Raw genomic sequence first — 17,556 nt, 5'->3', positions numbered from 1 at the left:
ACAGGGCGGCGGTTCCGCCGCCGAATCTAGCCGATCCGCCGCGAAATCGCGAAGAACGCCAGGTTGCCCAGCCCGGTCGTGCCGGCCAGCACCGCGATCAGGCCGGGGGTGATCTCGTGCCAGTCGAACCACTGGATCAGGCCGAAGCCGATCGCCAGCGCCACCAGCACGACGCCCCAGCGCAGCGAGGAATGGCGGCGGCGCTGGTCCTCCTCGCGCAGGATCGAATTGACCAGCTGCTCCGAACCGCCGGCATTGACCATGTGCCGGCGCACCATGGCGTCGACGCAGACCTTGATCGAATAGGCGATGCAGACAAACAGGCTGATCGGGATGAGTTCGCCGAAGCTCATGGTGCTCTCCTTGGGAGTGTGGTGGCTGTCGGGAAGATAGATACAGCCGCCCCCGGGGTGGTTGCAGCCGCGCACTTGCAACCGCCGGGCGCCTGCGCGTATCCCTTGGCGCCATGGATGACATCCGCAGCAGCCCCGACCGCGAACTGGTCGACGCCGTGCTGGCCAAGCGGCCGGGCGCGTTCGAACGGCTCGTGCACGAGTACCAGGGGCTGTGCTGGCACATCATCCAGCGCATGGTGCGCAACCCGGAAGACGCGCGCGAGCTATGCCAGGACACCTTCCTGCGCGTGCACCAGTGCCTGCACCAGTACCGCGGCGAGAGCGCGCTGAAATCCTGGATCGGCCGCGTGGCGTACACCATCGCGCTGCGCCACCTGCAGCACAAGCGCATTGCGCTGGTCGACCATGGCGCCGACGACGGCTACGCACTGGTGGAGAATCTCGGCGACGGCTTCGACCTGGAGGCGGCCTGCGCGGACGAGGAAACCGCGCGGCACCTGCATGAGGCGATCGAAGCGTTGCCGCCGTTGCAGCGCACGCTGCTGACGCTGTACTACCTCGAAGAAACGACCATCCCGGAGATCGCCCGGATCACCGGCCTGGCCAGCGGCACCATCAAGAGCCACTTGTTCCGCTCACGTCTGCGCCTGCGCGGCGCGCTCGAAACGCGGACCGGAGTTGCAGCATGACCCAGCACACCGACGACCCCATTCCTCCTTTCGACGACCCAGCGCACGAGCGCGAATGGCTGGCGCAGGAACGCGCCATGCAGCGCGAACGCCTGCAGCTCGACCCCGCCGGCGACGACGCGCGCGGCCGGCGCTACCGCCTGATCGCACGGGCCTTGCGTGAGCCGTCACCGGAAGCGTTGCCGGCAGATTTCGCACGGCAGCTGGCCGCACGGGTTGCCGCCAGTCCGGCCCGGGCGGCATCCGGTACGCGTTTCGAATTCGTGCTGATGCTGGCGCTGGCGGCCGTGCTGGTGGTGGCCACGGGCGTCGTGGTGGCGATCTACGGCAGCACGTGGTTGCCGTCGTTCGCCGCACTGCTGCCGACCCCGCACGCACCGGCCACCCACTGGTTGCTGATGCTTGCCGGTTGTCTCGGCGCGTCGTGGCTGCTGGGACGGTGGCAGCGGCATATTCACGGCCCGACCGCCTGAATTCCCGAACCGGCCCGACACCCGGCCCAAGCCGGAGCCGGCCAATCCGCTACCCTTCGCACCTCGCCTGCCATCCCCGGAGACCGCATGCACCTCGAACTGCCGAAGGTTCGGCTGGAGTCCTTCAAGGACTTCGCCAAGCACTACCTGATGATCGTGCTCAGCATTCTCACCGCGCTCGGATTGGAGGCATGGATCGAGTACACGCACCACGCCCACGCGGCCGAAGCGGCCGGCGTGCGGATCGACGCGGAGATCCGCTCCAACCTGGATGCCGTCGATTCCTCGCTGGCGCAGGACGAACGGCAGGCGAAGCGGCTTGCCGCCATCCGCGACAACCTGCTGCAGGACTTCAAGACGCACGTGCCGGAAGCGGCGATCGCGCAGCACATCCAGACGCTGGTGGCGGCCAGGCACTTCAACCTCAACCTGAACTGGCCGACCCTGCGCCACGAGGCCTGGGACGTGGCCGTGGCTGACCAGTCCGCCAGTTGGATCGACAAGCAGCGCATGCAACGCTACTCCGCCGCCTATGCCAGCCAGCGCGACGTCGGTGCCGGCCTGGGCGCGAACCTCACGCTGGTGATGGACGGCCCCCAGATGATCGACGCGATGACCGATCTCGAAGCCGGCAACGTGCAGCCACGCGAGTTCCTGCACGTGATCAGCCAGATGGCGACGATGCTGGATCAGGCCCGGCAGAATCTGCAGACGCTGCAGCAGCACTTGCGGGACGCGCTGCCCGGACAGACTGGCGGCAGTGCGGCGAGCCGCCCCTGAGCCGGGAAACCCCCGTTACAGCTCCAGCACCGCATCCAGACCGCGGTGCAGGCCGGTCAGCATGGACACCTTGCGGATCGCCAGCAACGCACCGTCCACGTAGGGCTTGGCGCTGCTGCCGGCGTTGTGGCGAATCGTCAGGGTCTGGTCCGGCATGCCGAAGATCGCCTCGGCACCGATCACGAAACCGGGCAGGCGCAGCGCATGCACCTGGCTGCCGGCCAGCGTGCCGCCGCGCGTCTCGCGCAGGCCGACCGTCTGCTCCAGCGGCACCTCCAGTTGCGGCTGGCGCACCTTGCCCATGCGCGTGGCCAGTTCGCGCACGGTGCCGCTGGGCGCATCCGGCTTGCCCGCGCTGGCGTAGTCGACGAGCTCCCACTGCGGGATCAGCTTGGCCGCCATCTCGGCGAACTTGATCAGCAGCACCGCGGTGAGCGCGAAGTTGCCGCAGGCCAGCACGCCACGCCGCCGCTCGCGCGCCAGTGCGTCGATCTGCGCGTAGTCCGCGTCGGTGAGGCCCGAGGTGCCGACCACCACGTGCGCGCCGTGTTCCAGTGCGGCGAGGATGTTCGCCTTGGCGCTGTCCGGATGGGTGTACTCGACGAACACGTCGCAGGCTTGCGTCAGCGCCTCGGCGGCACTGCCGAAGATCGTTGCATCGAGCCCGTCTTCGCTCAGCACGTCGCCGAGTTTCTGCCCGGCATGCCGGCGCGCCACGGCACTGACCAGTACAAGGTCATCGGCGGCGGCAATGCCGCGCGCCAGCTCCGAACCGGCCCAGCCGGTGGCGCCGGCGAGACATATCCTCAGCGACATGGGCACCTCGCGGGTCAGGCGCACGCCGCGCCGAAGCGCGGCGCGACGCTCACTTCTTCTTCGGCAGATACAGATCGGTGATGGTGCCTTCGTAGACTTCCGCGGCCATGCCGACCGACTCGCCCAGGGTCGGGTGCGGGTGGATGGTCAGCGCGATGTCGGCCGCCTCGCTGCCCATCTCGATCGCCAGCGCCAGTTCGGAAATCAGGTCGCCGGCATGCACGCCGACGATGCCGGCGCCGACGATGCGGTGGGTTTCTTCGTCGAAGATCAGCTTGGTGAAACCCTCGGTGCGGTCGATGCCGATGGCGCGGCCCGAGGCCGCCCACGGGAACTTGCCCACGCCGACCTTCAAGCCCTTCTCCTTCGCCTCGCGTTCGGTCACGCCGACCCAGGCGATTTCCGGATCGGTGTAGGCGACCGACGGGATCACCCGTGCGTCGAAATGGCTCTTCTGCCCGGCCACAGCCTGCGCCGCGACGTGCGCCTCGTGGGTGGCCTTGTGCGCCAGCATCGGCTGGCCGACCAGGTCGCCGATGGCGAAGATGTGCGGCACGTTGGTGCGCATCTGCGTGTCGACGTTGATGAAGCCGCGCTCGGTCACCGCCACGCCGGCCTTGTCCGCGCCGATCTTGTTGCCGTTCGGCGAGCGGCCCACCGCGACCAGCACGCGGTCGAACAGCGTGGTCTCGGGGATGCTGTCGCCTTCGTAGCCGACCTCGATGCCCTTCTTGGTGGCCTTGGCGCTGACCACCTTGGTCTTCAGGTGCACGCCCTTGAGCTTGTTGCCCAGACGCTTGGCCAGTGGCCTGATCAGGTCGGTGTCGGCGCCGGGGATCAGCTGGTCCATGAACTCGACCACGGTCACCGCACTGCCCAGCGCCGAGTACACCGTGGCCATTTCCAGGCCGATGATGCCGCCGCCGACGACCAGCAGGTTCTTCGGCACGTCCTTCAGTTCCAGCGCGCCGGTGGAATCCATCACGCGCTCGTCGTCCCAGGGGAACGCCGGCAGCTTCACCGACTGCGAACCGGCCGCGATGATCGCGTGCTCGAAGCGCAGCAGCTTCACGCCATCGGCCGTCTGGACTTCCATCTCATGCGGCGACACGAACATGCCGTTGCCCACCAGCGTGCGCACCTTGCGCTGCTTCGCCATCGTGGCGAGGCCGCCGGTGAGCTGGCCGACCACCTTGCTCTTGAAGCTGCGCAGCTTGTCGAGGTCGATTTTCGGTGCGCCGAATGCGACACCGTGCGCGGCCATCGCTGCGGCTTCGTCAATCACCGCAGCAGCATGCAGCAGCGCCTTGGACGGGATGCAGCCCACGTTGAGGCAGACGCCGCCGAGCGTGCCGTAGCGCTCCACCAGCACGGTGTCGACGCCGAGGTCGGCGGCGCGGAACGCGGCCGAGTAACCGCCGGGGCCGGAGCCGAGCACCACCAGCTGGCATTCGATGTCGGGCTTCTTCCCAGATGAAGCTGCCGCTTGCGGCACCTTCGCCTCCTCTCCCCCCCGGGGAGAGGATTGAGGTGAGGGGACGGGGCTTGCGGGGGGCTGGTTGCTCTTGGTCGCTTCTTCGTTGGAGCTGCCCGGTGACCCCGCACCCTCACCCCTGCCCTCTCCCGGAAGGGGAGAGGGGGACGATGAGTCGGCTGTGCCGACGGTTTCCAATACGGCGATCACCGCGCCTTCGGACACTTCATCGCCCACCTTGAGCTTCAGCTCCCTGATCACGCCGGCGGCGCTGGAGGGAATCTCCATGGTCGCCTTGTCCGACTCCAGCGTGATCAGGCTTTGTTCCTTCGCCACCGTGTCGCCGGCTTTCACCAGCACTTCGATCACCGGCACGTTGTCGTGGCCGCCGATGTCGGGAACCTTGATCTCGATCGTGTTCGCCATGGTCATCGCCTCCGTCAGAGCAGCAGCCGGCGGATGTCGCCGAGCTGGTTGGCGAGGAAGCTGGCGAAGCGCGCGGCGAGCGCGCCGTCGATCACCCGATGGTCATAGCTGAGCGACAGGGGAAGCAGCAGCCGCGGCGCGAATTCCTTGCCGTTCCACACGGGCTTCATCACCGACTTGGAGACGCCGAGGATGGCGACTTCCGGCGCGTTGACGATCGGCGTGAAGTAGGTGCCGCCGATGCCGCCGAGCGAGCTGATCGAGAAGCAGCCACCGGACATCTCGGCCGGGCCGAGCTTCTTGTCGCGCGCCTTCTTCGAGATCTCGGCCAGGTCGCGCGCCAGGTCGAGCAGGCCCTTCTTGTCGCAGTCGCGGATCACCGGCACCACCAGGCCATCGGGCGTGTCCACCGCGATGCCGATGTGGAAGTACTTCTTCAGGATCAGCTTCTCGCCCGACTCGTCGAGCGAGGCATTGAATTGCGGGAACTGCTTCAGCGCGGCCACCACCGCCTTGATCTGGAACACCAGCGGGCTGATCTTCAGGTCCCCGCCCTTATCGGACTTTTGCTCGGCGCCGAGCTGCTTGCGGAACGCCTCCATCTCGGTGATGTCGGCGTCCTCGTGCTGGGTGACGTGCGGGATCATCGCCCAGTTGCGCGCCAGGTTCGCGCCGGAGATCTTCTGGATGCGCGACAGCGGCCTCTCCTCGATCTCGCCGAACTTGGCGAAGTCGACCTTCGGCCACGGCAGCAGGTTCAGGCCGCCCACCGAGGCGGCGGCGCCGACCACCGGGCGCGCGCCGGAAGCGAGCGCGTGCTTGACGTAGGCACTGACATCCTCGCGCTGGATGCGACCGCCGCGGCCGCTGCCCTTCACCTGCTGGATGTCCACGCCCAGCTCGCGCGCGAAGGCGCGCACCGCCGGACTCGCGTACGGCGCGTCGCCGGGCATCACGATGTTGGCGTCGAACGGCGGGCGCGCCTGCGGCGGCACGTCGCCCTCGGGTGCGTTGTGCACGCCCTGGCCGGCGATCGGCGCGGGCTTCGGCTCGGCCGACGCGGGCGCCGTTGCGGGAGGCGCGGGTACAGACGCCGGGGCGGGAGCTGCCGGCGCCGGCGCCGCCGCGGGCTTGGCCGCGGCCGGCTCGGCGGCGGCGCCGTCGGTTTCGATGATGGCGATCACCGCGCCCTCGGAAACCTCGTCACCCACCTTCAGCCTCACTTCCTTCACCGTGCCGGCGAACGGCGCGGGTACTTCCATGGTCGCCTTGTCCGACTCCAGCGTGATCAGGCTCTGCTCCTTCTCCACCCGGTCGCCGGCCTTGACCAGCACTTCGATGACGGGAACGTCCGCGTGGCCGATATCGGGAACGCGGGCTTCTTTGAGGTCGGCCATGGTGACTCCTGCTGGCGATGGCGTGCCGCTCGGGGATGGCGGTCGCATACAAGACCTCAATCATAACGAAGGCACGCCCATTCCGTATGCCCGGATCAAGCGATTCCGCCGATTTTCCGGCCACCATGCGCAAGCGTATGCATGACCTTGAGCGCACGCGCGCCCCCGGCCCTTACCGTAGTCTGAGCCGCATGACCATGCCGCGCGCGCGGCGCCGGAAGACACCCATGCTGACGATACGCGACCTGTCGAAAACCTATGCCAACGGCGTCAAGGCGCTGCGCAGCGTGTCGCTGGACATCCCCAGCGGCATGTTCGGCCTGCTCGGCCCGAACGGCGCCGGCAAGTCGTCGCTGATGCGCACGATCGCCACGCTGCAGGACCCGGACGAAGGCGCGATCCGGCTGGACGGGATGGATCTGCTCGCCGACAAGCAGGCCACCCGCCGCCTGCTCGGCTACCTGCCGCAGGAGTTCGGCGTGTACCCGAAGGTGTCGGCCGAGGCGATGCTTGAGCACTTCGCCGTGCTCAAGGGCGTCACCGTCAAGGCCGAGCGGCGCGAGCTGGTGGAATCGCTGCTGCGCCAGGTGAACCTGTGGGACGTGCGCAAGCGCAAGCTCGGCACCTACTCCGGCGGCATGCGCCAGCGCTTCGGCATCGCGCAGGCGCTGATCGGCGACCCGCGGCTGGTGATCGTGGACGAGCCCACCGCCGGGCTCGACCCGGAAGAGCGCAACCGCTTCCTCAACCTGCTGGCCGAAATCGGCGAACGCGTGGTGGTGATCCTGTCCACCCACATCGTGGCGGACGTCACCGACCTGTGCTCGCACATGGCGATCATCGGCCAGGGCCAGGTGCTGCTCAGCGGCGAGCCGGCCGAGGCGATCCGCTCGCTGGAAGGCCGCGTGTGGCGGCGCACGATCGACAAGGCCGCACTGGACGGCTACCGCGCCCGCATGAACATCCTGTCCACCCGCCTCGCCGGCGGCCGCACCCTGCTGCACGTGCTGGCCGATGCGCTGCCGGAAGACGGCTTCGAACCCGTCGCGCCCGACCTGGAAGACGTCTACTTCGGCCGCCTGCGCGCGCAGGCCACCGCCCGCGCCGCCTGACACCAGCTGCCGAAACACGGACGGGAATACCGATGTTCTTCGAGATACTTCGCTTCGAACTGCGCCAGCAACTGAAGGCGCCGCTGTTCTGGATCGTCGCGGCGGTGTTCGGCGCGCTGGCGTTCGCGCTGGCCAGCACCGACGCGGTGATCGTCGGCGGCGCCAGCGGCAACGTGTTGCGCAACGCGCCGCTGGTGATCGCGCGGCTGCTCGGCGTGCTCACCGTGCTCAGCATCTTCCTGGTGACGGTGTTCGTGGCCGGCGCGGCGCTGCGTGATTTCGACAATCGCACCGCGGAGCTGTTCTTCACCACGCCGCTGAGCCGCGGCGCCTATCTCGGCGGCCGCTTCGCCGCCGGCTATCTCGCCGCGCTGGCGGTCATGCTGGCCTGCGCGCTGGGCGTCGCCGTCGGCGGCCTGATGCCGTGGATCGATGCGACGCGGCTGGGCCCGGCCAGCTGGCATGGCTACGCATGGGCGTTCGGCGTGATGGTGGTGCCGGACCTGCTGTTCATCGCCGCGCTGCTGTTCCTGCTCGCCACCACCACGCGTTCGCTGCTGGCCACTTACATCGGCCTGATCGTCTACTTCGTGCTGAACTCCGTCGTCGGCCTGCTGACCCGCGACGTCAACAATCATTTCATCGCCGCCATGCTCGATCCGTTCGGCGGTCGCACCCTGGCCCTGGTCACCCGCTACTGGTCGGCGGACCAGGCCAACCACGAGCTGCCCGCGCTGACGGGCGTGCTGCTGTTCAACCGGGTGCTGTGGAGCGCGGTCGGCGCGGTCATGCTGGGCGCCGCCGTAGCGCTGTTCCGCCCGAATCGCGAGGGCCTGCGGCTGCCGCGGCGCAGGAAGCGGGCGGAGCCGCCGCTGCTGCGCCCGCAGGCCGGCGCCGCCACGCTGGCCCTGCCGAAGGTGCGCCTGGCCGACGACCTGCGCGCGCACCTGCTGCAACTGCGCACGCAGTTCGTGTTCGACGCCCTGGGCGTGCTGCGCGGCGTGCCGTTCCTGATCATGCTGGCGCTCGGGCTGTTCAACCTGATCTTCGCGCTCGCGCTGTCCAGCCAGATCTACGGCACCGCCACCTGGCCGGTGACGCACCAGGTGCTGGAAAACGTGCGCGGCGGCTTCCAGTGGCTGCTCTACATCATCGTCACGTTCTACGCCGGCGAGCTGGTGTGGCGCGAACGCAGCCAGCGCTCGGCCGAAGTCAGCGACGCGTTCCCGGTACCGGACTGGGTGCCGCTGACCGCCAAGCTGGGTGCCTTGCTGGCGGTGATCGCGAGCTTCCTGCTGATCGGCGCGATCGTGGGCCTCGGCTGGCAGCTGGGCCACGGCTATACGCACCTGGAGCCCGGGCTGTACCTAGCCACGCTGGCATTGAATGCGCTCCCGTTCGTGCTGCTGGCAGTGCTGGCGCTGTTCCTGCAGGTGCTGTCGAACAACAAGTTCCTCGGTTACCTGCTGACCATCGTGTGGCTGGTGCTGAGCACGATCGGCTTCGACCTGCTGCACTGGGAACAGAACCTGTACAACTATGGCAACGCGCCGGAGCTGCCGTATTCGGACATGAACGGCTTCGGGCATTTCCTCCGAGCCGTGCTGTGGTTCGACTTCTACTGGGCCTGCGCCGCGGTGGCGCTGCTGGTGCTGGCGGCGCTGTTCTGGGTACGCGGCACCGAGCCGTCATGGCGCGAGCGCCTGCGCGAGGCGCGCGCGCGGCTGCACGCGCCGGCGAAGCTCGCGTTGGCGGCGGCGCTGTTCGCGTTCGTCGGCAGCGGCGCGTGGATCTACTACAACACCAACGTGCTGAACCACTACCAGAGCAGCACCACGAAGACGATCCAGCGCGCCGACTACGAGAAGAAATACGCGAAGTACAAGAACCTGCCGCAGCCGCGCATCACCGCGGTGAAGGCTGACGTGGACATCTTCCCGTACCGGCGCCGGCTGGAGATCCGCGGCCACTACACCCTGGTGAACAAGCACACGGCGCCGATCAGCGAGCTGCACGTGAACTTCGACGACAAGTTCGCCGTGAAGTCGCTGGACTTCGCGCCGCACGATACGGTCAGCGCAGACAAGGAGCTCGGCTACACCATCTACCGGCTGAAGACGCCGCTGGCGCCGGGCGCGTCGATGGCATTCGATTTCGACCTGGTATACGCGCCGAAGGGTTTCGCCAACAGACCGGAAGGCGAGTTCCTCGTGCACAACGGCACGTTCTTCAACAACAGCGTGATGCCGCAGTTCGGCTACCAGACCCAGACGCAGCTCACCGACCGCAACGACCGGCGCAAGTACGGGCTTTCCGCCGAGGTGCCGCGGATGCCGAAGCTGGGCGACGAGAAAGCGCGCGCGAACACCTACATCAGCAACGACGCGGACTGGATCAGCTTCGACACCACCGTGTCCACCGCGCCCGACCAGATCGCCATCGCGCCGGGCACGCTGCAGAAGGAATGGACCGCCAATGGCAGGCGCTATTTCCACTACACCATGACGCAGGACGGGATGGAGCAGCCGATGCTGCCGTTCTTCTCGTACCTGTCGGCGCGCTACGCGGTGAAGCACGAGACCTGGAAGGGCGTGGACATCGCGGTGTACTACAACCCGGCGCATGCGTGGAACGTGGACCGCATGATCCAGGGCGCGAAGGATGCGCTGGACTACTACGACGCGAACTTCACGCCCTACCAGTTCAAGCAGCTGCGCATCCTGGAATTCCCGAACTACGCCAGCTTCGCGCAGTCGTTCGCCAACACCATCCCGTACTCCGAGTCGATCGGTTTCATCGCCGACCTGCGCGACAAGACAAAGATTGACTACGTCTACTACGTCACCGCGCACGAAGTGGCGCACCAGTGGTGGGCGCACCGGGTGATCGGCGCGAACATGCAGGGCTCGACCATGCTCAGCGAATCGCTGGCGCAGTACTCCGCGCTGATGGTGATGAAGCACAAGTACGGCGCCGACCAGATGCACAAGTTCCTGAAGTACGAACTGGACGGCTATCTGGCGGGGCGTGCCACCGAGAAGCTGGCCGAGGAACCGCTGGCGAAGGTGGAGAACCAGCAATACATCCACTACAAGAAAGGCTCGCTGGTGTTCTACGCATTGCAGGACTACGTCGGCGAGGGCACGCTGAACGCGGTGCTGAAGCAGTTCCTGCTCGACAAGGGTTTCCAGCAGCCGCCGTACACCACCTCGCAGGAATTCATGGACGCGCTGGGCAAGGCGCTCGACCCGAAGTGGCAGCCGCTGCTGGACGATTTCTTCTGGAAGATCACCCTGTTCGACAACCGCCTCACCGACGCCACCGCGAAGAAGCTGCCGAACGGCAAGTACGAGGTGACCCTGCAGGTGCACGCCGGCAAGGTCCACGTCGACGGCACCGGCAAGGAAACCGCGGCGAAGCCGGACATCCCGATCGAGGTGGGCGTGTTTGCCGCATCAAAGGGCGACGGCATGGACGGCAAGCCGCTGTACCTGGAAAAGCGTCTGCTGCCCGACGGCGACAGCACACTCACCGTCACCGTCGATGGCAGGCCCGCCGTGGCCGGCATCGATCCCTACAACGAGCTGATCGACAAGGTCTCCAGCGACAATCGCCGCGCGGTCACGCTGCCTTAGACTCCGTCGGGCCCGGGGGTGCCGCGCACCAGGGTGACCTGCTGCGGCCCTGCCGGAACGCTGATCTGCTGCGCGTCGATCCGCCGCTTGATCGCGTGCAGCAGATCGGTCTGCGCGTCCCAACCGTCGCTGACGAGGGTCCAGCCGCGCAGCACCAGGTTCACCGTCTGCACGCTCAGGCCCTCGATCCACACGCCGGGCGCCGGGTCCTTCAGGATGCGCGGATCCGCCGCCATCAGCTGCATGATGGTGGCCATCACCCGCTCGGCGTCATCACGGTAGGCGATGCCGAGCTTCAGCTCGAAGCGCCGCGTGCCACGGCGATTGAAATTGACGATGGCGTCGCCGCCGATCTTCGCGTTCGGCAGGATCGCCTCGCGGTTGTCCGGCAGGATCAGCTGGGTATGCATCAGGTTGATGCTCTGCACGGTGCCCTCGGTACCGCCGGCACTGACGTAGTCGCCGACCCGGAACGGCCGGAACAGTACCAGCAGCACACCCCACGCCAGGTTGCTGAGCGAGCCCTGCAGGGCCAGCCCGATCGCCAGCCCGGCGGTGCCGAGCGCGGCGACCAGCGGCGCCGACGGCACCCCCAGCACGCCCAGTGCGGTCACCACCAGCAGGACCACCAGCACGCCGTAGATCAGGTTGCGCAGGAAGCCGCTGAGCGTGGTATCCAGATTGGCCCGGCCCAGCGCCGCCTGGGCGAAACCGGCCAGCCGGCGCGCCACCCACATGCCGAGCAGCAGCACCAGCAGCGCGCCAAGCAGGCGCAAACCGAGCTGCACCGCCTGGTCGGAGTAAGTGGACACCGCGCGGGCTGCCGCCGGCACAACCGAGACATCGAACATGGCCTGCCTTCCGCGAAAAACCGCAGGCAAGCCTAGCAGGAGAGTCGCGGCAACCGCGCCGCCGGCGACGCGGACGCCATCGCGAACGGCTAGAGCCGGCGGTCCTCGATCTCGCTGACCCGGCCGTCGACGATCGTCACCACGGTGACATGATCGCCGCGGCGGTAGCGCCACTGTTCGCCACCCTGATTCTTGTCCACCGCACGGGCGCCGCCGCGACGACTGCCGTGACTGTGCGGCTTGCGTGTGTGCGATTTCGAAGTGGGTTTGCCCAGCAGCTCGACTACCCGCTCGCGGCTGTCGCCGGCGGTGAGCACCTGGCTGCCCACGCGCAAGGTGCTGGACGCCTGCACGGCGGCACTGAACGCGAACAATGCAACGACGAGACGAATGCGCATGACCTGCTCCCTGGCCGGGTTGGAATTCCGGAATCTCTGGCTGCTTCGCGGCGGAAGCCGCCTCAACGCTGGCGGTCGTCGATGTCGGCGACCTTGCCGCCAATGATCGTCACGACGACGACATGGCCATTCTCGCGGGTGTATTGCCAGCGTTCGCCGAGATACGCGCCGAACGTGTTTTCCACCGGCTCCTTGAGGGCCGGCACGCCCAGCAGGGCGACCGCATGCGCCGCGGTATCGCCTACCGTCAGCACCTGCTGGCCGATGCGCAGGGTCTGCCCGGCCTGGGCGGTCAGGCTGAACGCCAGCAACGAAATCAACCATGGATGACGCATGACATGCTCCCTTGCGGCGAGTCGCCTCAGAAACCGGCACCGGGCTGTGCCAGGTAGAGTATTTCCTCCGGCGTGCTGGAACGTCCGAGTGCAGCGTTGCGGTGAGGGAAGCGGCCGAAGCGCACGATCACCTCACGGTGGCGCCGAGCATAGTCCAGATAATTTTCGAGCTGCCGGTGCTGTTCCGGTGCAGCATCCGCCAGCAAAGCCTCGAACAACGCCACCGAACGCTGCTGCAGCGCGATGTTCTCGGCATGTTCCAGCGGCAGGTAGGCAAACACGCGCTGCACGGCGGGCAGTTGCCGGTCATCACTGCGGGCAAGGCCCGACAAGGCCACACGCTGTGCGCTGGCGTCCGCCGCCCAGGCGCGCGGATCGTCGCGATACAGATTGCGCGGAAACTGGTCGAGCAGGATCAGCAACGCCAGCCAGCCCGGCGGGGTCGCCGCCCAGTCGTCCAGCCGACCGTCGGCGGCAGCCCTCGCGGCTTCGCCGAAACGCTCGCGGATCTGCGCATCGAACCCGGTGTCGGCGGCAAACCAGTGTGCGGCGCTCGCCCCGGCGAACCAGAAGTCGAGGACATCCTGTGCAGTCGCGCGCATCGGCCCCCCCGTTCAATAGCGTGCTGTACCGCCCAGACTGTGCATGTCCAGATGGATGCCGCGCAAGCGCGGCAATTGCCGGCGCAGGACCAGCACCGCCTCGGCGGGGGCCGCGGCAATGGCTTGCTCGAAGCGGTTCAGCAGCCCGCTCTCGTCGTGCGCCAGCACGTGGATCCAGGCGCTGTCGCGGCGTGCGGCGGTACGCACCAGCCAGCCGGCAAGATGGCGGCGCACGGTTCCGCGCCAGCTGCCGCGCCGGCACGGCCTGCCGCCGCGGTCGCGTAACTGCGCCTGCAGGTCGGCGATCAGCAGGTCCAGCGTGTGCACGTTGTCGTTCAGCACCATGCGCAAGCCCGGTTCGCACGCCGTCGCGGCATGCCGATACAGCTGGCGCAGGTCGATGCTGCGCCGGATCAGGGCATTGCAGGCGGAGACGGGCAGGTACTGCGGCATGCGGGATCGGCGATCGGGGGCGGTGCGCCATCCTCGCGCCAGCCCACTTAGCCGGAGATTAACCCCGCGCGACGCCCCACCCGGCGGTCAGCTGGCGGCCAGCCTCGTTCACGGCCCGACCTGCAACAGGTCCAGCGGCTGCCCGCTGCCGCCGCGCACACCCTGCTGCAAGGCCGCCAGCCGCTGGATCGACGGGCACAGCGCCTCGACCTGCGGGCGCAGCACCTGCAGCCGCGACTGCAGGCGCGGACGCAACGCGGTGGTGAGGTCGGCGGCGCGGTCGCGCAGGCTGGCGGCGGCCTGCAGGTCGCCGGCCAGCGCGGCGTTGATCGCCTGCTGGCCGAGGTCGGCCGCCAGCAGCGGCAGCAGGTCGCCGGCGATCTGGTTCATCGCCTGGTTGGCGGCGTCGCCCTGCCAGTCGTGGGTGCTCTGGCTGACCGAGATGCGCCGCTTCAGTTCGGCCGCGTGCGCGTCAAGGCGGCGGGTGAATTCGGTACGTGTATCGGCGCCCAGGCCCATGCCGCCGGCCTCCTCGCGCAGCGCCTGCGCGGCGATGTCCACGCCGTTGCGTGCCACCGTGCGCACCCGCGGCGCCAGCGCGCGCAGGTCGCGCTCGAACAAGGCCAGTCGGTCCTCATCTTCCGCATTCAGCTTCACCGCGGCGCCGTCGGTGCGCAGCGTGCCCTGCTGCAGCTCGACGTGGAACGGAGTGGGCGCCGGCCGATCGAACAGCAGGCTGCCGGGTTTCAGGGTGACGTCATAGCTGCTGCTGGCGTGGCAGGTCGCCGCCAGATCCTGTGCATGCACCGACCACGCGGCGAACAGGGACAACAGCAGAACGGGCAAACGGAGCACGTGCATGGACAGGATTCCCGAAGACAGTGTGCCCAGCGATAACCGCCTACTGGCCAACCCATGCTGAACGTGGCTCTCGCTCCGAAACGCGAACGCGCAGCAAAACGGGGCGCTCGCGGCAACACGGGACGGCTCAGGCGCCACCCGGTGGCGTGATCAGTCGCAGGCCACCCTTTTCGAGTGGATGGATGCCTCCGTCCGGAAGCGCATCCGCGCTGCCGGACAGCAGCCGTGAGTCGTCAATCCAGGGCACCAGTTGCCTTGGGCCGGGCACATAGGGCCGCCACTCGCCGTAATCGTCGCCCCGGATCTCGCCGAGCCTCCTCAGGTTGTACGTCACGGGCACCCGCGCTACCCAGTACTGGTCACCCACGTGCCTGCCGGACGTCGGCAAGTTGAAGGTCCACTCGCGCGCCGCCGCCAGGGCGGAGTTGGCGAGCACCTTGCGCCACCGCTCCATTTCGTGGTCGCTGGCCACCATCACCAGGTTGACCTGTTCGGCCTCGGCCTTTTGCACCCGCCCCTGCCGCCCCACGCGCAGCACCAGATAGACCGTGCCGGATACGTGGGCCCGCACCGCCTGGGGCGGATACGTCGGCCGCACCTGATCCTTGTAAGTGATGGATTCACCCGGCACCTGCTGCCCGAACTGGGTACCGCTGATGCCGACCGAGTAATCGTCGTCACCCACTGGCTTGGCGACGAGGCGCAGGCTCATCGTCGCCTTGGCCGCCACCGGCTTGCCGTCGAGCAGGGTGGGCTCGAACTTCCAGTTCGGAATGTTCTTGGCAAGCAGCCCGGTCACCACGGACGGCAGCTTCTCCACCTTGTCGATGACATAGCTGCGGACGCTGCCGTCCGGTGCCACCACGATCGTTCCGGTAAGCAGCATGCTTGCCTGTACTCGCTTGCGCACCGCGGCGGGCCCGGCAGCCAGCGCGGCGCCCGACAGCAATACGCAGAACAAACCGATCGGCCAATGCTTCATCCCTGTCCCCTCAGCGTGAGCCTCTCGCGCAGTCTAGCGCCAGCAGCTACAACCGTCCGCGACGCCGCGGACGGAATTGCGCGCGTACCGTCGACCGGCCCAGTTGCCAGGCCAGCCACAACAACAACGGGATCGCGGCGGCCTTGAGCGCCAGGCCGACCTGCCAGATGCGTTCGGCCCGTGCGATCATCCACAGCGCGACCTCGCCCAGTTGCGGCTGCGCCAGCGCATGCTGCCTGGCGGTATCGAAATCGCCCGCTTGCTGCAGCATCAGCGCCGCCGTCACCAGCGCCCACGCGGCCAGCAGCACGGCCAGCAGCTGCAGCACGGGGCGCGCCCACGCCTGGCGCAGGATGCAGCCGGCGCAGGCCACGATGACCAGCAGGGCGGCCGCCAGGTAGAGGTATTCGGCATGCCGCAGGTACTGCACGAAGCCCAGCGCGGCAAACAGCAGCAGTACCCACGGGCCGACCGCCCACGCCGCGAAACGCCGCGCCGGCGCGGGATCGTTGCGCACCGCCGGCGACATCAGGCGGCCGCCTTCGGGCTGGCCGGAACGCGCGGCAGGGGCGGGGCAAACAAACGGCAAAGACGACGCATCGCGGATGCTCCACTCGGGCAAGAGGCACGGCTGCAGGCTGCGAAGTTTACGCGCGTCCATGAAGAAGAGCGCCGTGCGGCGCCCTTCTTCGTCACCCCGGTGCGATCAGCGTTTGCTGATGGTGAACTTGCCGATCGAGACGCCCAGGTTCACGCCTTCGCCGGTGCCGGACAACGCCAGCGAGGTGGTGCCCTTGGTCAGCACCTGCGCGCTGCCGCTCTTCACCACGCCGGCCTCGGCGCCGGCCTGCGCGTAGTCACCGTAGACGTCGGCGATGTCGTGCACCTTGCTGATCTCGCCCTTGCCGTTGTCGATGTGGTACTTGCCGGCGGTGAGGCCGCCACCGACCACGGCGATCTTCACGTTCGCGCGCTGGCCGTTGTCGCAGGTGATGGTGCCGCTGCCCTCGGCGTGCTTGTAGATCAGCGACCAACCGGACAGGTTGTACACCAGATCGCACTTCACCGAGGCCTCGGCGGCCCTTGCGCTGCCGGCCGGCAGGGCGGTTACGGCGCCCGCGCAGGCGATTACCAGGGCAGCCATTCCAAACGTACGCTTGATCATCGTCGTCTCCTTCGCTTTCTGCGGGTGGGGTTCGTCATGCGCTGCGGCTGCGAGGTGGGGCGGCAGCCGCGGCGGGGTGAGCGCAGATTGTGCAGGGCGGCGTGACAGCCGCGTGCAGAAGCATGACTGTCCGTTCAGGCTTTCGCCGCTGAGGCGGCGGTAGCGGCGCGGCGCGCAGACCGGCACCCGGCGCACCGGGAGCGGCCCCGCGGTTGTGGCGCGGCGGACGCCCCGCATAGACTCGGCACGACGCTGCGGCCGACGAGGCGAGGGAGCACCATGGTCAAGTATTCGCTGGTCGGTTACGACGGCTCGGATGCCTCCCGCCGCGCGTTCGAGTTCGCGGTCGAGCTGGCCCGCTGCAGCCACGGCCGGGTGCGCGTGGTGTCGGTACTGCAGGTCACCGAAGGCGGCGCCGACGCCTGCGCCCTGATGATGGCCGACAACGGCACCGAACGCGCGCAGGAACTGCTTGAGGAGCTGACCGCGATCGTGCCGGAGGCGGCCGACCTGATCGACGTCGAACTGACCCTGGGCAGCCCCGGCGACGTGCTGCTGAGCCAGATCGAACAGCACGGCGTGGACCACATCGTGATCGGCCATACCGAGCGCGGCGCGCTGGCGCGCTGGCTGCTCGGCTCGGTGTCCGGCAACGTGCTGGCGCGCGCGCACGTGCCGGTGACGGTGGTGCGCTAAGTCGGCCGACGTTAATCCGCCACTGCGGCCAAGCCGTATCCTGTGTCATCTTGCC

The 17,556-nt window shown here is 68.1% G+C and carries 19 protein-coding genes; 6 read left to right on the top strand and 13 right to left on the bottom strand.

All coding sequences use genetic code 11. The annotated features are described in order from the left end of the window. Positions 1–26: 26 nt before the first annotated feature. Positions 27–353, bottom strand: a complete 327-nt coding sequence (locus RHOOR92_RS0113825; protein WP_007509698.1) for a DUF6249 domain-containing protein — start codon at positions 351–353, stop codon at positions 27–29. 113 nt (positions 354–466) lie between these two features. Here RHOOR92_RS0113825 and RHOOR92_RS0113820 point away from each other — a divergent pair, with 113 nt between their 5' ends. The 3 genes from RHOOR92_RS0113820 (at position 467) to RHOOR92_RS18840 (ending at position 2,298) form a co-directional block, all read left to right on the top strand. Next, positions 467–1,045 carry a sigma-70 family RNA polymerase sigma factor gene (locus RHOOR92_RS0113820; RefSeq protein WP_027490522.1) on the top strand — a complete coding sequence of 193 codons (579 nt, stop codon included), beginning with the start codon at positions 467–469 and terminating at the stop codon, positions 1,043–1,045. Continuing rightward, positions 1,042–1,518, top strand: a complete 477-nt coding sequence (locus RHOOR92_RS0113815; protein WP_027490521.1) for a hypothetical protein — start codon at positions 1,042–1,044, stop codon at positions 1,516–1,518. The genes RHOOR92_RS0113820 and RHOOR92_RS0113815 overlap by 4 nt, the downstream gene beginning before the upstream one ends. Before the next feature lie 87 nt (positions 1,519–1,605). Beyond that, positions 1,606–2,298, top strand: a complete 693-nt coding sequence (locus RHOOR92_RS18840; RefSeq protein ID WP_051281224.1) for a hypothetical protein — start codon at positions 1,606–1,608, stop codon at positions 2,296–2,298. A gap of 15 nt (positions 2,299–2,313) precedes the next feature. On the opposite strand, the gene dapB is transcribed toward RHOOR92_RS18840, so the two are convergent. Genes dapB through aceF form a run of 3 tightly spaced genes read right to left on the bottom strand, consistent with a single transcriptional unit; the run spans position 2,314 to position 6,459 of the window. Further along, complete coding sequence (dapB, locus tag RHOOR92_RS0113805; protein WP_027490520.1) at positions 2,314–3,114, bottom strand: 4-hydroxy-tetrahydrodipicolinate reductase; 801 nt, start codon at positions 3,112–3,114, stop codon at positions 2,314–2,316. A 49-nt stretch (positions 3,115–3,163) separates the two neighbouring features. Then, positions 3,164–5,014 (bottom strand): dihydrolipoyl dehydrogenase, encoded by a 1,851-nt coding sequence (lpdA, locus tag RHOOR92_RS0113800; RefSeq protein WP_027490519.1) that lies wholly within the window; start codon positions 5,012–5,014, stop codon positions 3,164–3,166. A gap of 14 nt (positions 5,015–5,028) precedes the next feature. Next, complete coding sequence (gene aceF / locus RHOOR92_RS0113795; RefSeq protein WP_081660243.1) at positions 5,029–6,459, bottom strand: dihydrolipoyllysine-residue acetyltransferase; 1,431 nt, start codon at positions 6,457–6,459, stop codon at positions 5,029–5,031. Positions 6,460–6,638: 179 nt separating this feature from the next. On the opposite strand from aceF, the gene RHOOR92_RS0113790 reads away from it, so the two are divergent. Next, entirely contained in the window at positions 6,639–7,523 is an 885-nt protein-coding gene (locus tag RHOOR92_RS0113790; protein ID WP_027490517.1) for an ABC transporter ATP-binding protein, read from the top strand. 32 nt (positions 7,524–7,555) lie between these two features. Beyond that, on the top strand, positions 7,556–11,158 hold the full coding sequence (locus RHOOR92_RS0113785) for a M1 family aminopeptidase (protein WP_027490516.1): 3,603 nt from the start codon (positions 7,556–7,558) through the stop codon (positions 11,156–11,158). Here the strand turns inward: RHOOR92_RS0113785 and RHOOR92_RS0113780 are convergent. The 9 genes from RHOOR92_RS0113780 to RHOOR92_RS0113740 all read right to left on the bottom strand — a co-directional run bounded on the left by RHOOR92_RS0113780 (position 11,155) and on the right by RHOOR92_RS0113740 (position 16,805). Further along, on the bottom strand, positions 11,155–12,009 hold the full coding sequence (locus RHOOR92_RS0113780) for a mechanosensitive ion channel domain-containing protein (RefSeq protein ID WP_027490515.1): 855 nt from the start codon (positions 12,007–12,009) through the stop codon (positions 11,155–11,157). The genes RHOOR92_RS0113785 and RHOOR92_RS0113780 overlap by 4 nt on opposite strands. A gap of 89 nt (positions 12,010–12,098) precedes the next feature. After that, a complete protein-coding gene (locus tag RHOOR92_RS0113775) occupies positions 12,099–12,407 on the bottom strand; it encodes a DUF2845 domain-containing protein (RefSeq protein WP_007509725.1) in 309 nt (102 codons plus the stop codon). A gap of 62 nt (positions 12,408–12,469) precedes the next feature. Continuing rightward, on the bottom strand, positions 12,470–12,742 hold the full coding sequence (locus RHOOR92_RS0113770) for a DUF2845 domain-containing protein (protein ID WP_007509726.1): 273 nt from the start codon (positions 12,740–12,742) through the stop codon (positions 12,470–12,472). A 26-nt stretch (positions 12,743–12,768) separates the two neighbouring features. Next, entirely contained in the window at positions 12,769–13,344 is a 576-nt protein-coding gene (locus RHOOR92_RS0113765; RefSeq protein WP_007509728.1) for a DUF924 family protein, read from the bottom strand. Between the two features lie 12 nt (positions 13,345–13,356). Continuing rightward, positions 13,357–13,797 carry a DUF2383 domain-containing protein gene (locus RHOOR92_RS0113760; RefSeq protein WP_007509731.1) on the bottom strand — a complete coding sequence of 147 codons (441 nt, stop codon included), beginning with the start codon at positions 13,795–13,797 and terminating at the stop codon, positions 13,357–13,359. Positions 13,798–13,905: 108 nt separating this feature from the next. Continuing rightward, positions 13,906–14,658 carry a DUF2884 family protein gene (locus tag RHOOR92_RS0113755; RefSeq protein WP_027490514.1) on the bottom strand — a complete coding sequence of 251 codons (753 nt, stop codon included), beginning with the start codon at positions 14,656–14,658 and terminating at the stop codon, positions 13,906–13,908. 127 nt (positions 14,659–14,785) lie between these two features. After that, positions 14,786–15,640: an energy transducer TonB gene (locus RHOOR92_RS0113750; RefSeq protein ID WP_007509735.1), complete on the bottom strand. Its 855-nt coding sequence runs from the start codon at positions 15,638–15,640 to the stop codon at positions 14,786–14,788. Positions 15,641–15,686: 46 nt separating this feature from the next. Then, entirely contained in the window at positions 15,687–16,169 is a 483-nt protein-coding gene (locus tag RHOOR92_RS0113745; RefSeq protein ID WP_027485271.1) for a hypothetical protein, read from the bottom strand. A 177-nt stretch (positions 16,170–16,346) separates the two neighbouring features. Next, the gene (locus RHOOR92_RS0113740) at positions 16,347–16,805 is read right to left on the bottom strand and encodes a hypothetical protein (protein WP_027485270.1); all 459 of its coding nucleotides are present in this window, start codon (positions 16,803–16,805) and stop codon (positions 16,347–16,349) included. A gap of 279 nt (positions 16,806–17,084) precedes the next feature. Here RHOOR92_RS0113740 and RHOOR92_RS0113735 point away from each other — a divergent pair, with 279 nt between their 5' ends. Beyond that, on the top strand, positions 17,085–17,501 hold the full coding sequence (locus RHOOR92_RS0113735) for a universal stress protein (RefSeq protein ID WP_007509741.1): 417 nt from the start codon (positions 17,085–17,087) through the stop codon (positions 17,499–17,501). The last annotated feature ends 55 nt before the right edge of the window (positions 17,502–17,556 follow it).

Source organism: Rhodanobacter sp. OR92 (genome assembly GCF_000427545.1).
GTDB lineage: Bacteria > Pseudomonadota > Gammaproteobacteria > Xanthomonadales > Rhodanobacteraceae > Rhodanobacter > Rhodanobacter denitrificans.
The sequence above is the reverse complement of the archived record's forward strand: the minus strand, read 5'-3'. Positions and strand labels throughout refer to the sequence as shown.

What these genes read in the sequence shown, in the direction of transcription:
- RHOOR92_RS0113825 (WP_007509698.1), bottom strand. Translation starts at nt 353, where the DNA reads ATGAGCTTCGGCGAACTCATCCCGATCAGCCTGTTTGTCTGCATCGCC.
- RHOOR92_RS0113820 (WP_027490522.1), top strand. Translation starts at nt 467, where the DNA reads ATGGATGACATCCGCAGCAGCCCCGACCGCGAACTGGTCGACGCCGTG.
- RHOOR92_RS0113815 (WP_027490521.1), top strand. Translation starts at nt 1,042, where the DNA reads ATGACCCAGCACACCGACGACCCCATTCCTCCTTTCGACGACCCAGCG.
- RHOOR92_RS18840 (WP_051281224.1), top strand. Translation starts at nt 1,606, where the DNA reads ATGCACCTCGAACTGCCGAAGGTTCGGCTGGAGTCCTTCAAGGACTTC.
- dapB (WP_027490520.1), bottom strand. Translation starts at nt 3,114, where the DNA reads ATGTCGCTGAGGATATGTCTCGCCGGCGCCACCGGCTGGGCCGGTTCG.
- lpdA (WP_027490519.1), bottom strand. Translation starts at nt 5,014, where the DNA reads ATGGCGAACACGATCGAGATCAAGGTTCCCGACATCGGCGGCCACGAC.
- aceF (WP_081660243.1), bottom strand. Translation starts at nt 6,459, where the DNA reads ATGCGACCGCCATCCCCGAGCGGCACGCCATCGCCAGCAGGAGTCACC.
- RHOOR92_RS0113790 (WP_027490517.1), top strand. Translation starts at nt 6,639, where the DNA reads ATGCTGACGATACGCGACCTGTCGAAAACCTATGCCAACGGCGTCAAG.
- RHOOR92_RS0113785 (WP_027490516.1), top strand. Translation starts at nt 7,556, where the DNA reads ATGTTCTTCGAGATACTTCGCTTCGAACTGCGCCAGCAACTGAAGGCG.
- RHOOR92_RS0113780 (WP_027490515.1), bottom strand. Translation starts at nt 12,009, where the DNA reads ATGTTCGATGTCTCGGTTGTGCCGGCGGCAGCCCGCGCGGTGTCCACT.
- RHOOR92_RS0113775 (WP_007509725.1), bottom strand. Translation starts at nt 12,407, where the DNA reads ATGCGCATTCGTCTCGTCGTTGCATTGTTCGCGTTCAGTGCCGCCGTG.
- RHOOR92_RS0113770 (WP_007509726.1), bottom strand. Translation starts at nt 12,742, where the DNA reads ATGCGTCATCCATGGTTGATTTCGTTGCTGGCGTTCAGCCTGACCGCC.
- RHOOR92_RS0113765 (WP_007509728.1), bottom strand. Translation starts at nt 13,344, where the DNA reads ATGCGCGCGACTGCACAGGATGTCCTCGACTTCTGGTTCGCCGGGGCG.
- RHOOR92_RS0113760 (WP_007509731.1), bottom strand. Translation starts at nt 13,797, where the DNA reads ATGCCGCAGTACCTGCCCGTCTCCGCCTGCAATGCCCTGATCCGGCGC.
- RHOOR92_RS0113755 (WP_027490514.1), bottom strand. Translation starts at nt 14,658, where the DNA reads ATGCACGTGCTCCGTTTGCCCGTTCTGCTGTTGTCCCTGTTCGCCGCG.
- RHOOR92_RS0113750 (WP_007509735.1), bottom strand. Translation starts at nt 15,640, where the DNA reads ATGAAGCATTGGCCGATCGGTTTGTTCTGCGTATTGCTGTCGGGCGCC.
- RHOOR92_RS0113745 (WP_027485271.1), bottom strand. Translation starts at nt 16,169, where the DNA reads ATGTCGCCGGCGGTGCGCAACGATCCCGCGCCGGCGCGGCGTTTCGCG.
- RHOOR92_RS0113740 (WP_027485270.1), bottom strand. Translation starts at nt 16,805, where the DNA reads ATGATCAAGCGTACGTTTGGAATGGCTGCCCTGGTAATCGCCTGCGCG.
- RHOOR92_RS0113735 (WP_007509741.1), top strand. Translation starts at nt 17,085, where the DNA reads ATGGTCAAGTATTCGCTGGTCGGTTACGACGGCTCGGATGCCTCCCGC.